Below are 12,405 nucleotides of genomic sequence, written 5' to 3' on the forward strand. Positions count from 1 at the left end.
GGCGCGCCGCCGCCCCCCGGGACCCGGACGCGCTGCTGGTCGCCGCCCAGCTCGCGGTCGACCGTGCCTGGCCCTCGCCCGCGCGGGCCGAGCTGCTGCGCGAGGTCAGCCCGCTGATCACGGCCGCCGCGCGCGCCGACGACCGCGACCCTGTGCCGTGGCGGGTCGCGCTGGACCACGCGCGCGGCAGCCGCGCCGGGCACCGGTACTTCGAGGAGCTGTGGGAGGCCGCGGTCCGCCGCGCCCCGCACCACTACGGCTGCCACGTCGCCGCCCTGCGCTACCTGGCCTCCTGCTGGCACGGCTCCCACCGCGAGTGCTTCGACTTCGCCGACCTGGCCGCCCAGGACGCCCCGGCCGGCTCCCTCGCCCAGGCCCTGCCGCTGCGGGCCGCCTTCACCTACCTGACCGACGGCTGCGGACCCGAGATACCCCGGGCCCGGCTGGATGTGGCCGCCGACCGGGCGATCGCCCTGTCCGCCGGTTTCCCGGCGGCCGTGCCCCGGCCCGCGGAGTTCCGCAACCTGCTGGCCTACGTCCTGGTGCGCCTCGGCCGCCGGGAGGACGCCCTGGTCCAGCTGCGCCTCACCGGCCCGTACGCCACCTCGTTCCCCTGGGACCGGCTGTCGGACGACCCGCTGGGCCTGTTCCTCCGGCTGCGCCGCGACATGGTGGCGGCACCGCCGGCGCAGCCGTCCCGGCGGCCGCGAAGAGAGCGCGGCGGACACGGCCGCTCCCGCGAGCATTAGGCTTTTGCGCCGTGACCACCGTCCGCCTCCCGCTCTTCCCGCTGAACTCGGTGCTGTTCCCGGGGCTGGTGCTCCCGCTGAACGTCTTCGAGGAGCGCTATCGCGCCATGATGCGCACGCTGCTGAAGACACCCGAGGACGAACCGCGCCGGTTCGCCGTCGTGGCCATCCGTGACGGCCACGAAGTGGCCGCGAGCGCCCCGGGCCTGCCCGATCCGACAGCTCTGCCCGAGCGCGGCGCCGCGGCCGGCTTCGGCCCCGACCCGGCCAAGGCGTTCCACGGCGTGGGCTGCGTGGCGGACGCGGCGACCGTACGGGAGCGGGCCGACGGCACCTTCGAGGTGCTGGCCACCGGCACCACCCGGGTGCGGCTGCTGTCGGTGGACGCCTCCGGCCCGTTCCTCGTGGCCGAGCTGCAGGAGCTGACCGAGGAGCCCGGCGACGAGGCGGGCGCGCTGGCCGAGGGGGTGCTGCGGTCCTTCCGCCAGTACCAGAAGCGGCTGGCGGGCGCGCGGGAGCGGTCGCTGGCCACGGGCGCGGAGCTGCCGGACGAGCCGAGCGTGGTGTCGTACCTGGTGGCGGCGGCGATGATGCTCGACACGCCGACCAAGCAGCGGCTGCTCCAGGCGCCCGACACGTCCTCGCGGCTGCGCGACGAGCTGAAACTCCTGCGCACGGAGACGGCGATCATCCGTAGTCTGCCGTCACTGCCGGCGTCGGACCTGACGCGTGGCGCGACCAGCCTGAACTGAAAGCTGCGCACATGGCGAAGAAGGCGAAGAAGCAGCAGGAAAGAGGGGCGCGCGAAGCGCATCCGAAGAAGGGTGGTGGCGGGCGACGGGCGGGCGGTACGCCGGCGACGGTGGCCCTCACCTCCGCGGGCGTGGAGTACACGGTCCACGCCTACGACCACGACCCCTCCCACCCCTCCTACGGCGAGGAGGCGGCCGAGGCGATGGGGGTTTCCCCGGACCGGGTCTTCAAGACGCTGGTCGCCGACGTCGACGGCACGCTGACGGTGGCCGTGGTGCCGGTGGCGGGCTCCCTGGACCTCAAGGCCCTGGCGGCGGCGGTCGGCGGCAAGCGCGCGGCCATGGCCGACCCCGCGCTCGCGGAACGCACCACGGGCTACGTCCGCGGCGGCATCTCACCCCTGGGCCAGCGCAGGAGACTCCCCACGGTCCTGGACGACTCGGCCACCGCCCACGCCACGGTCCGTGTCTCGGCGGGCCGCAGGGGCCTGGAGGTGGAACTGTCCCCGGCCGACCTGGCGGGCCTGACCAACGCGGTGCTGGCCCCGATCGGTCGCTCGTAGTCGCGGGCACCCCGCGAGCGCGGGCAAGCCCCCCGCGCGACGGCAGCCTACGGCGCCGGAGTCTCCTCGTACGGCTCCGGATCCCGCGGCCCGAACAGCGCCGTCACCCCGAGGTGGACGACCAGCGCGGCCAGCGGCCAGGCCAGCAACGCCCCCTTCGCCCCCAACTGCAGCGGCGCCGGAAACGTCACTCCTTTGCCCACCGCCTTGGCATGGGCGATCAGATCCCGCTCAGGCCCCAGCGCCACCCCCAGCCGCCAGGCCAGCAGCGACCCCAGCAGCCCCCCGGCGCACAGTGCCACCACCAGCGGCACACCCCCACGTCGCCGCGCCAGGAAAACGGCCACCGCGCTCACCGCACCGAAGGCCAGTCCCAGCAGCGTGAACGTTCCGTCGATCCCGATCGCCTGTTCGCCCTCGGTGTCCTTGGGGTAGACGACCCAGTTGTTCCAGGAGACGTCCCCGACCAGCGGCACCCGCGGTGCCAGCCACAGCCAGAGCAGTCCCAGCAGCACCCCGCCGAGCGCCACGGCCACCAGGACGACGACGGCCTCCCGAATCTCGGCCCTCAGCCCGGGGCCGTCCTGGTCGTAGGCGGTCACCGCCCGGATCCCGGCGGGCGGCACCTGCCGGCCCTGCGCGCCTCCGAGGTGCCCTGAGTGCCCTGAGTGCCCGGGCTGCCCTGAGTGCCCGGAGGACCGGAACGGCTGTGAGGGCCGCCGGTGCGGCGGCGGAGACGGAGTCAACGGAGCGGTCACCTCGTCATCGTGCCAGTTGCGTCGAAAACCCGGGTCACCGAACGGCCGCCCGGCGATACGCCCAGGTGGCGACGGCCAGCGAGACCACCCCGACCCCGGCGCAGACGGCCATGTCGGTGAAGACCAGCACCCAGTCGGGCCGGGCCGCGAAAGTGCGCGCGTACGCCTCCACGCCGTACGTCGACGGCAGCAGGTCGCGCAGCAGCCGTACCGCCTCCGGCATGCGGTCGGGGGGCAGCACGCCGAGCAGCAGCGCCGCCGACATGCCCAGCTGTCCGAACAGGGTGGCGAGTTCCGGGCGCGGCGCGAGCAGCCCGCAGGCGGCGCCGAGTCCGGAGAGCGCGGCCCCGGCGAGCGGGATCACCGCCGCCAGCACCCACAGGTTGCCCAGCGGCAGCCCGAACAGCACGGATCCGAACGCGGCGGTCACGAGTGCGCCCGGCACCGTGAAGGACGCGTAGGCTGCCGCCGCGCCCAGCACCACGGCCGCGGGCGGCACCGGCAGCGTCGCGTAGTGGTCGAGCCCGCCGCTGGCCCGCAGCTGCCCGAAGTACTGGGCGAGCAGGTTCAGGGCGACGTAGGCGACGACGACGACCGACGCGCCGGCCACCACGTACTGGGCCTCACTGCCGCCGCTGACCACGCCCCGCATCATGATCATGATGCCGATCGACTGGAAGGTCGCCACGAACAGCAGCGGTATCCGCGCCACGCGCGCGCGTGACAGCTGGGCCCGGTACACCGCGGCCAGCGACGGCCACAGCCGCGCCGGCGGCCCGAGCTCGGCCGCCGGACCGGCGCCGCCGTCCTGTACGGCCGTCGCGCCCGGCAGCACACCGGCGGGTACGACACTCACGTCGAACTGCTCCTCTTCCCTGCGGCGGACGCCGCCCCCACGACGAACGCGGTGCGCGTGGCGGGTGCGGGTGCCGTTCCGGCCGCGCTCCCGGCGCCGGACGGGTTCCCCGCGGCGCCCGCGCGATCCCGTCGATCCTCCCATCGATCCCATACGGATTCCCCGGCCCGCGCACTCACACCTTCACCAGCCCCTGCCGGGCGGCGCCACCCAGTGCCAGGTACACGTCCTCCAGGCTGGGCGTGGCCAGGGTGAAGTCGTCCAGGGCGGCGTAGGCGGCCCCGCCGGTGACCGTGGCGACGACGGCGCGGGCCTCCTCGGGCGCGAGCCGCAGTGTCCAGCGGCGCCCGGACTCCACGGCCCGCTCCTCGAGGGCGGCGACCTCCGCGACCTCCAGGGGAGCCCGCTCCCGCCACACCAGTTCGACGCGCACCTCGCCGGAGACCCGCTCCTTGAGCGCGGCCGGGGTGTCGCAGGCGATGACCCGGCCCCGGTCGAGGACGGCGACCCGGTCGAGGACGGTCTCGGCCTCGATGACGTTGTGGGTGACCAGCACCACCGTGGTGCCGCGCTCGGCACGCCGCCGGTCGACGGCGGACCACACCGCCCGCCGCGCCACCGGGTCCATGCCGGTGGTCGGCTCGTCGAGCACGAGCAGCGAGCGCTCGCCGACCAGTGCGGCGGCGAAGCAGGCGAGCCGCCGCTGGCCGCCGGAGAGCTTCTTCAGCGGGCGCCCGGCGATCGGTGTGAGACCCAGTTCGTCCAGGACGGCGTCGCGCTCGGCACGCGCCTGCCTGAGGTCCAGGCCGCGCAGCCGTCCGGTGGTCTCGGCGGCGAGGGAGACGGTCAGCTCGTCCAGGGCGCCGGACTCCTGCCCGAGGTAGGCGAGGATCCGCGCGGCCCGCTCGGGGTGGGCCACGATGTCGTGGCCGAGGATCCGTACGGTGCCGTGGTCGGGGCGCATCAGCCCGGTGAGCTGGCGTACGAGGGTGGATTTGCCGGCGCCGTTCGGGCCGAGCAGTCCGAAGATCTCACCGCGCCGGACGTCGAGCTCGACCCCGTCGGTGGCCCGTACCTCGGGCGCCGCGGGCACGCCGCGCCGGCCGCGCAGCGCGGGATAGGTCTTGGTCAGTCCGCGCACCGCGCACACGACGTCGTCCCCGGACCGAAGTGCCTGTACCGCGCGCGTGCTCACAAAGGACGAGGGTACGGGGTCGGCGGACCTCGCTCGCCCTCGGGTCGGCCCCTGCCCGGTGGGGGCCCCGCCTCAGTCGCCCGCGGGGGCGTGCTCGGTGGAGGTCCGTACGTCGATCTCCCGCCAGAAACCGGCCCGGATGGCGTACCGGTCGTGCTCGTCGATCTGGTCGTCCTTGTGCGCGAGCAGCCCGAACCGGGCGGCGTAGCGCAGCAGCTCGCCGTCGATGCGGTGCGGGATCCGCGGGTACATCGACGACAGCCTCTGCAGGTGCGCCTGGTCGCCCAGCCGCTCCACCCAGCGCCGGGCGAAGACCTGCCCGACCTCGTACGGGTCACCGCCGACGGTCGTGATGTCCTCCTCCCGGTCCGCCCACCGCTGCTCGGCCGTGGTCAGCTGGGCGAGGATCGGCATGGAGGCGGCCTCGGGGGGCTCGGCGGTCACGCCCGGGCGGTCCACCCAGCCGCGGTCGGAGGACCAGCGCAGGGTGGCCGTGGTGGGGTGCTGGGCGGGCGGGGCGGGCGGGGCGCCGGGGGCGCGCAGCGCGGCGAGGTCCTTGGGGGTGGGCACGCCCTTGCCGGCCGGTGCCCGTCCCTCGGTGCCGGCCGGACCGGCAGCCGCGGCCGGGTGCGGGCGCTGCTCGGCGGGGCGTTCGGCGGTGGTGCCGAGCCCGGACTCGGGCAGCGGCGCGGAGAGGATCGCGGCGATCTCGGGGCGGGGCGCGGGCGGGGGCGCGCAGACGCCGCCGAATTCCTTGGCGCGGACGGCCTTGGTGATCCACGTACGGTCCAGGACACGCCGCTCGTCGGCCTCGGCGACCAGGTCCTCGGACTGGTTGTAGTCGCCGTCGGCGGCCTGCACCGCCCACAGGTGGACGGCGACGCCGTGCTCCTTGGCAGCCATCATGCCGGGCAGCAGGTCGCCGTCACCGGTGACGAGGACGACGTCGGAGCAGGCACGGTTGCGGGCCAGTTCGGTGAGTTCGGCGTGCATGGCGGCGTCCACGCCCTTCTGCGCCCAGCGTCCGTCGCTGCGGGTGAGCGCGCCGAGCCGGACGGTGACCCGGGGCATCACGCGCAGCCGGCGGTGCTCGGGCTGCGGTACGCGGTCGGGGGCGCCGTCGAACCAGTAGATGCGCAGCAGGGGCCGCTGCGTGTCGGACTCGGCCTGTTCGCGCAGCCCTTGGACGAGGGCGGTGTGGTCCACGGTGATCCGGGACCGCGACGGCTCCCCGGCGAGAAGACTCGCGGCGGCCCCCAGCAGATACCCGGCGTCCACCAGGACGATGCAGCGGTCCACGCGATCCACCCTCTTTCCGGGAGGTTGTTTCGGGTTGGCTTCGGGCTTGCTTCGAGTCTGCCCGACCCGGCCGGGGTTAACGGCCCGAACTCGATCTTCGGCGTGGCGTTTCCGGGACCGGCGGTCCGATGACCCGTGTTACATGCGGTAATTATCCGACATGCGTTCATTGACGGCCTATGTGAGTCTGGTCCCGGCCCTGGCCCCTAGATCCCCCACAGGAGGCTGATCACCATGGCCAAGAACCGGAAGCAGGACCGCAGCCGGCAGAAGACGACCGTGACCGCGAACGGCCCGCAGGAGACGGAGCACTCCGTGACGGAGTCGCAGCCCGAACACCACCACGCGCCGCAGACGAGTCCCGCTGATACGCCCCGCAAGGGACGTCAGAAGCGCTTCGGCCACAACTGAGGCCCCGGGCACGGGCCGTTGAACGAGCCCACGTAACCACGAGGGGCGTACCCGGTGTTGCGGGCACGCCCCTCGCTCGCGTCAGCCGGCCAGGCAGGACGGGCCGAGCAGCACCTTCAGGTCGCCGAACAGCGCGGGGTCCGGCTTGACCCGGTGCCGGTCCAGGCGCAGCACGGTCGTCTTGCGCGGCCCCTGCAGCTTGATGCGGACCTCGCTGTCGCCCTTGTGGTGGCTGAGGATCTCGCCGAGGCGGCTGATCATGGGCGGGGTGACCTTCAGGGCGGGGATGGTGAGGATCACCGGCGCGTTGGCGCCCGCGGTGGACAGGTCGGGGACCATCAGCTCCATCGCGACCAGGCGGGGCACGTCCTCCCGCTTGTCCAGGCGGCCCTTGACGAACACCACGGCGTCCTCGACGAGTTGGGTCGACACCAGCTGGTACGTCGCCGGGAAGAACATGCACTCGATGGAGCCGGCCAGGTCCTCGACCGTGGCGATCGCCCAGGCGTTGCCCTGCTTGGTCATCTTGCGCTGCAGGCCGGAGATGATGCCGCCGATGGTGACGACCGCGCCGTCGGCGTGCTCGCCGCCGGTGAGCTGGGAGATACCGGCGTCGGCCTTGTCGGCGAGCACGTGCTCCAGGCCGAAGAGGGGGTGGTCGGAGACGTACAGGCCGAGCATCTCCCGCTCCTGGGCGAGCAGATACGTCTTGTCCCACTCCTCGGTGGAGAACTCCACGTCCAGTCCGAAGCCGGGCTCGTCGCCGGTCTCCTCGCCCATCCCGCCGAAGAGGTCGAACTGGCCCTCGGCCTCCTTGCGCTTGACCGCGACCACGTTGTCGATCATCGGCTCGTACTGCGCGGTGAGGCCCTTGCGGGAGTGCCCCATGGTGTCGAAGGCGCCGGCCTTGATCAGCGATTCGGTGGTGCGCTTGTTGCAGACCACCGCCTCGACCTTGTCGAGGTAGTCGGGGAAGGAGGCGTACTTCCCCTTGGCCTTGCGGGTCCTGATGATCGACTCGACGACGTTGGTGCCGACGTTGCGCACGGCGGACAGGCCGAAGAGGATCACCTCGTCGCCCTGCGCGGCGAAGTTGGACTCGGACTCGTTGACGTTGGGCGGGAGCACCCGGATGCCCATGCGGCGGCACTCGTTGAGGTAGACCGCCGACTTGTCCTTGTCGTCCTTGACGGAGGTCAGCAGGGCGGCCATGTACTCGGCGGGGTGGTTGGCCTTCAGGTAGGCGGTCCAGTACGACACCAGGCCGTACGCGGCGGAGTGGGCCTTGTTGAACGCGTAGCCGGCGAAGGGGACCAGCACGTCCCACAGGGCCTGGATGGCCTCGTCGCTGTAGTTGTTCTTGCGGGCGCCGGCCTGGAAGATGACGAAGTTCTTCTCCAGCTCCTCCGGCTTCTTCTTGCCCATCACGCGGCGGAGGATGTCGGCCTCGCCCAGCGAGTAGCCGGCGATGATCTGGGCGGCCTTCTGCACCTGCTCCTGGTAGACGATCAGGCCGTAGGTGACGTCCAGGACCTCCCTGAGCGGCTCCTCCAGCTCCGGGTGGATGGGGGTGATCTCCTGCTGGCCGTTCTTGCGCAGGGCGTAGTTGGTGTGGGAGTTCATGCCCATCGGGCCCGGCCGGTACAGGGCCGAGACGGCGGAGATGTCCTCGAAGTTGTCGGGCTTCATCAGGCGCAGCAGGGAGCGCATGGGGCCGCCGTCGAACTGGAAGACGCCGAGGGTGTCGCCGCGCTGGAGCAGTTCGAAGGTCTTGGGGTCGTCCAGCTCCAGGCCGAGGAGATCGATGTCGATCCCCTTGTTGGACTTCACCATCTTCACGGCGTCGTCCATGATCGTCAGGTTGCGCAGGCCCAGGAAGTCCATCTTCAGCAGGCCGAGCGACTCGCAGCTCGGGTAGTCCCACTGGGTGATGGTCACGCCGTCGGTGTGCCGGACCCAGACCGGGACGTGCTCGGTGATGGTCTCGCTGGACATGATCACGCCGGCGGCGTGCACGCCCATCTGCCGGACCAGGCCCTCCACGCCGCGTGCGGTGTCGATGACCTTCTTCACGTCCGGCTCGTTCTCGTACATCGAGCGGACCTCGCCCGCCTCCGAGTACCGCGGGTGCTCGGGGTCGGTGATTCCGGACAGCGGGATGCCCTTGCCGAGGACGTCGGCGGGCATGGCCTTGGTGATGCGGTCGCCCATCGCGTACGGGTAGCCCAGCACGCGCGCGGAGTCCTTGATCGCGTTCTTGGCCTTGATGGTGCCGTAGGTGCCGATCATGGCGACCTTGTCGGCGCCGTACTTCTCCGTCACGTACCTGATCACCTCGACGCGCCGGCGCTCGTCGAAGTCGATGTCGACATCGGGCATCGAGACGCGCTCGGGGTTCAGGAACCGCTCGAAGATCAGGCCGTGCGGGATGGGGTCGAGGTCGGTGATCCCGAGCGCGTAGGCGACGATCGAGCCGGCCGCGGAGCCCCGGCCGGGGCCGACTGCGATGCCGTTGTTCTTGGCCCACATGATGAAGTCGGCGACCACGAGGAAGTAGCCCGGGAACCCCATCTGGATGATGACGTCCATCTCGTACTCGACCTGCTTCTGGCGGTCCTCGGGGATGCCGCCGGGGAAGCGGCGCTCCATGCCGCGGCGGACCTCCTCCTGGAACCAGGTGACCTCGGTGTAGCCCTCGGGGATGTCGAACTTGGGCATGAGGTCGCGCTTCTCGAACATGCCCGTGGTGTCGGCCATCTCGGCGACCAGGAGCGTGTTGGCGCAGCCCTCCTGCCAGGCGTCCGAGGAGTCGATGCCGTACATCTCCTCGGTGGACTTCAGGTAGTAGCCGGTGCCGTCGAACTTGAAGCGGTCGGGGTCGGAGAGGTTCTTGCCGGTCTGGATGCACAGCAGGGCGTCGTGGGCGCCGGCCTCGTGCGCGTAGGTGTAGTGCGAGTCGTTGGTGACCAGCGGCGGAATGCCGAGCTTCTTCCCGATCCGCAGCAGGTCCTCACGGACCCTGCGCTCGATGTCGATGCCGTGGTCCATCAGCTCCAGGAAGTAGCGGTCCTTGCCGAAGATGTCCTGGTAGTCGGCGGCGGCCTTCAGGGCCTCGTCGAAGTGGCCGAGGCGCAGCCGGGTCTGCACCTCGCCGGAGGGGCAGCCGGTGGAGGCGACGATGCCCTCGGACCACTGCGCGATGGTCTCCTTGTCCATGCGGGGCCACTTCTGCAGCCAGCCCTCGGCGTAGGCGTCGGAGGACAGGCGGAAGAGGTTGTGCAGGCCCGTCCTGTTCACCGCCCACATCGTCTTGTGGGTGTAACCGCCGGAACCGGAGACGTCGTCCCGCTTCTGGTGCGGCTGGCCCCACAGCACCTTGCGCTTGTTGCGCCGGGACTCGGGGGCCACGTACGCCTCGATGCCGATGATCGGCGTGATGCCGGCCTTCTGCGCGGAGTGGAAGAAGTCGTACGCCCCGTGGAGGTTGCCGTGGTCGGACATGGCGATGTGCGTCATGCCCATGTCGTTGCACGCCTCGAACATGTCCTTCAGCCGCGCGGCACCGTCCAGCAGCGAGTACTGGGTGTGCACGTGCAGGTGCGTGAACGGCGGCTTCGACACGGTTCGGCCTCCATCAGGAAGAGTAAGACGACGGGCAGGAAGAGTAAGCGACGGGCTTCGGACAGTCCGGGGATCAGCCTCGAAGTCTAGGCCCCGGCACTGACATCGAGACGGGCACTGCGGCGCGATGGGGGTGCCCCCAGGCGTCCAGCACTGGGGGAGCCTCGATGAGGGGTGGTGGTCGGGTGACGGGTGGGCCGGTCCGCGCCGTACCTTCGGGCGGGAGGGCGCGGGCACTCCCTCGCACCGCCGGACGTTGGTGTGAGGGAAGGCCCGGCCGGACCCACGCCACACGTCAGCGCACCACCGCACCTGGAGGCATCCCGCGATGTCGGTCCACCCGCTCAACGACGAGCAGCGCGGCAAGGAGATCCTCGCCGTCCTCGACACCGCCTTCGGCGAGCTCCTGACCTCCGACCCGGCCGCGTTCCGCGCCACGCTCCGCAGGATGGCGGCCTCGGCCCTCGCGTTCCACCGGGGCACGGCCTGCCTCTTCCACCACGACCTGGGCGCCGACCGGCGCGGGGGCCCGTACCTGGACGAGCGGACCTCGCGCGTGTGGATCCACGGCGATCTGCACGCGGAGAGCTTCGGCACCCACCTGGACGCCAACGGCTGTCTGGTCTTCGGCGTCACCCGCTTCGACGAGGCGTACGTCGGCCCGTTCACCCGGGACCTCAAGCGCTTCGCCGCCTCCCTGGCCGTCCTCGGGTACGCGAAGGCGCTCAGCGACGCGCAGATCACCGAGTTGGTGACCCTCTACGCGACCGCCTACCGCGACCGGATCCACGCCCTGGCCACCGGTGCCAAGAGCGACGAGGTGCCGCCCTTCACCCTGGACACCGCCGAGGGCCCCCTCCTGGACACGCTGCGCGACGCCCGCTCCCTGACCCGCCTCGGGCTGCTGGAGTCCCTGACCGGGATCCGCGAGTTCGAGCGCCGCTTCGCGCCCGGCGGAGGCGCGATCGAGCTGGACGCCGCCACCCGCTACAAGGTGCTCGCGGCCTTCGACGGCTATCTGGAGACGCTGCCGGACGCGTCGCTGGCCCGCCCGGACTTCTACCGCGTGAAGGACGTCGCCGGCCGCCGCGGCACCGGGACCGGCCCGGCCGGGCTGCCGTCGTACGACATCCTCCTGGAGGGCCACAGCGACGCCCTGGAGGACGACGTGGTGATCTCCATCAGGCAGGCGCGGAGCCCGGCGGTCTCCCGGTACGTCATCGACCAGGCGATCCGCGGCCACTTCGAGCACGAGGGCCATCGCACGGTGGTCTGCCGCCGCGCCCTGCAGGCGCACACCGACCCGTGGCTGGGCTGGACCGAGCTGGACGGCGCGGGCCAGGTGGTCTCCGAGGTCTCCCCGTACGCCGTCGGCCTGGACTGGGGCGACATCGACGATCCGGAGGAGATCGCGCAGGTGGTCGCCGACCTGGGCCGGGCCACGGCCGCCATGCACGCGGCGGCGGACGACCTCTCCGGCGAGTCGCTGGTGCCGTTCTCCACCGAGCGGGCCATCGACGCGGCGATCGCGGGCGACGAGGAGGGCTTCGCGCCGCTGCTCGTCGACTTCGCGCACGCGTACGGGGCACGCGCGCGTGCCGACCACCGGATCTTCGTGGACCTGTTCCGCAACGGGCGGATTCCGGGTCTGTGACGAACAGGACCCTTTAACAGGGCTTTACCGGCCCGCGTGACACACTCGTATCTCGCTATGGACATATCCGGGACCCAGCTCAGAGCCGTGCGCGCGGCGCTGTTCACGGCCGTGGTCGTGACGCTCAGCACCGCGTCGCACGTGTTGCTGTCCCAGGTCCCGCTGCCGCTGAACACGGTGGCCGCGGTCGCGGCCGCCGTGTTCGTGCTCGCCTACGCCCTGGCCGGCGGCGAGCGCGGCTTCGGGCGGATCGCCGCCCTGCTGATCCCGCTGGAGCTGGCCGCCGACACCGTCTTCACCACCGGCCAGCACGTCTGCTACGGCGCCGCGGGCGGCCCGGTCGCCGGTCCCCTGCGCTCGGTCGGCTTCGACCTGCTGTGCGGCGGACGCACCGACGTCGGCACGCCGCTGGCGCGGATGACGGGCACTGACACCGACCGGCTCGCCGCGCTGCTCGCGCACGCCGACCCGGCCACCGCCTGGCTGCTGCTGGCCGCGCACGTCGGCGTCGGCCTGCTCGCGGCCGGCTGGCTGCGGCGCGGCGAGC

At 72.1% G+C, this 12,405-nt stretch carries 11 protein-coding genes; 6 read left to right on the forward strand and 5 right to left on the reverse strand.

Annotation, left to right across the window (positions count from 1 at the left end; all coding sequences use genetic code 11):
- From DEP02_RS16300 to ybaK, 3 genes are all read left to right on the forward strand, one after another.
- Positions 1–749 (forward strand): hypothetical protein (locus DEP02_RS16300; RefSeq protein WP_112468047.1); only part of this gene is annotated, 749 nt, incomplete at its 5' end.
- 11 nt (positions 750–760) lie between these two features.
- The gene (locus DEP02_RS16305; protein ID WP_112468048.1) at positions 761–1,501 is read left to right on the forward strand and encodes an LON peptidase substrate-binding domain-containing protein; all 741 of its coding nucleotides are present in this window, start codon (positions 761–763) and stop codon (positions 1,499–1,501) included.
- Positions 1,502–1,512: 11 nt separating this feature from the next.
- Positions 1,513–2,064, forward strand: coding sequence for a Cys-tRNA(Pro) deacylase (ybaK, locus tag DEP02_RS16310; RefSeq protein ID WP_112468049.1), 552 nt, complete (start codon positions 1,513–1,515; stop codon positions 2,062–2,064).
- Positions 2,065–2,111: 47 nt separating this feature from the next.
- Here the strand turns inward: ybaK and DEP02_RS16315 are convergent, their stop codons facing one another.
- The 4 genes from DEP02_RS16315 to DEP02_RS16330 all read right to left on the reverse strand — a co-directional run bounded on the left by DEP02_RS16315 (position 2,112) and on the right by DEP02_RS16330 (position 6,172).
- Positions 2,112–2,822 carry a hypothetical protein gene (locus tag DEP02_RS16315; RefSeq protein WP_112468050.1) on the reverse strand — a complete coding sequence of 237 codons (711 nt, stop codon included), beginning with the start codon at positions 2,820–2,822 and terminating at the stop codon, positions 2,112–2,114.
- Between the two features lie 34 nt (positions 2,823–2,856).
- The gene (locus DEP02_RS16320) at positions 2,857–3,678 is read right to left on the reverse strand and encodes an ABC transporter permease (protein ID WP_112468051.1); all 822 of its coding nucleotides are present in this window, start codon (positions 3,676–3,678) and stop codon (positions 2,857–2,859) included.
- 175 nt (positions 3,679–3,853) lie between these two features.
- Positions 3,854–4,828 (reverse strand): ABC transporter ATP-binding protein, encoded by a 975-nt coding sequence (locus tag DEP02_RS16325; RefSeq protein ID WP_112468052.1) that lies wholly within the window; start codon positions 4,826–4,828, stop codon positions 3,854–3,856.
- A gap of 117 nt (positions 4,829–4,945) precedes the next feature.
- The gene (locus tag DEP02_RS16330; protein WP_112468053.1) at positions 4,946–6,172 is read right to left on the reverse strand and encodes an NYN domain-containing protein; all 1,227 of its coding nucleotides are present in this window, start codon (positions 6,170–6,172) and stop codon (positions 4,946–4,948) included.
- Between the two features lie 234 nt (positions 6,173–6,406).
- Here DEP02_RS16330 and DEP02_RS34040 point away from each other — a divergent pair, with 234 nt between their 5' ends.
- Positions 6,407–6,583 (forward strand): hypothetical protein, encoded by a 177-nt coding sequence (locus tag DEP02_RS34040; RefSeq protein WP_198668463.1) that lies wholly within the window; start codon positions 6,407–6,409, stop codon positions 6,581–6,583.
- Positions 6,584–6,664: 81 nt separating this feature from the next.
- Here DEP02_RS34040 and dnaE read toward each other — a convergent pair whose 3' ends face one another.
- Complete coding sequence (gene dnaE, locus DEP02_RS16335; protein ID WP_112468054.1) at positions 6,665–10,204, reverse strand: DNA polymerase III subunit alpha; 3,540 nt, start codon at positions 10,202–10,204, stop codon at positions 6,665–6,667.
- Between the two features lie 328 nt (positions 10,205–10,532).
- Between dnaE and DEP02_RS16340 the strand changes: the two genes are divergently transcribed.
- The gene (locus DEP02_RS16340; protein ID WP_112468055.1) at positions 10,533–11,858 is read left to right on the forward strand and encodes a DUF2252 domain-containing protein; all 1,326 of its coding nucleotides are present in this window, start codon (positions 10,533–10,535) and stop codon (positions 11,856–11,858) included.
- Between the two features lie 57 nt (positions 11,859–11,915).
- The coding region (locus DEP02_RS16345) for a hypothetical protein (protein WP_112468056.1) at positions 11,916–12,405 on the forward strand (490 nt) is incomplete at its 3' end.

Source organism: Streptomyces triticisoli (assembly GCF_003270085.1).
In the GTDB taxonomy this organism is placed as follows: Bacteria; Actinomycetota; Actinomycetes; order Streptomycetales; family Streptomycetaceae; genus Streptomyces; species Streptomyces triticisoli.

What these genes read in the sequence shown, in the direction of transcription:
- DEP02_RS34040 (WP_198668463.1), top strand. Translation starts at nt 6,407, where the DNA reads ATGGCCAAGAACCGGAAGCAGGACCGCAGCCGGCAGAAGACGACCGTG.
- DEP02_RS16340 (WP_112468055.1), top strand. Translation starts at nt 10,533, where the DNA reads ATGTCGGTCCACCCGCTCAACGACGAGCAGCGCGGCAAGGAGATCCTC.
- ybaK (WP_112468049.1), top strand. Translation starts at nt 1,513, where the DNA reads ATGGCGAAGAAGGCGAAGAAGCAGCAGGAAAGAGGGGCGCGCGAAGCG.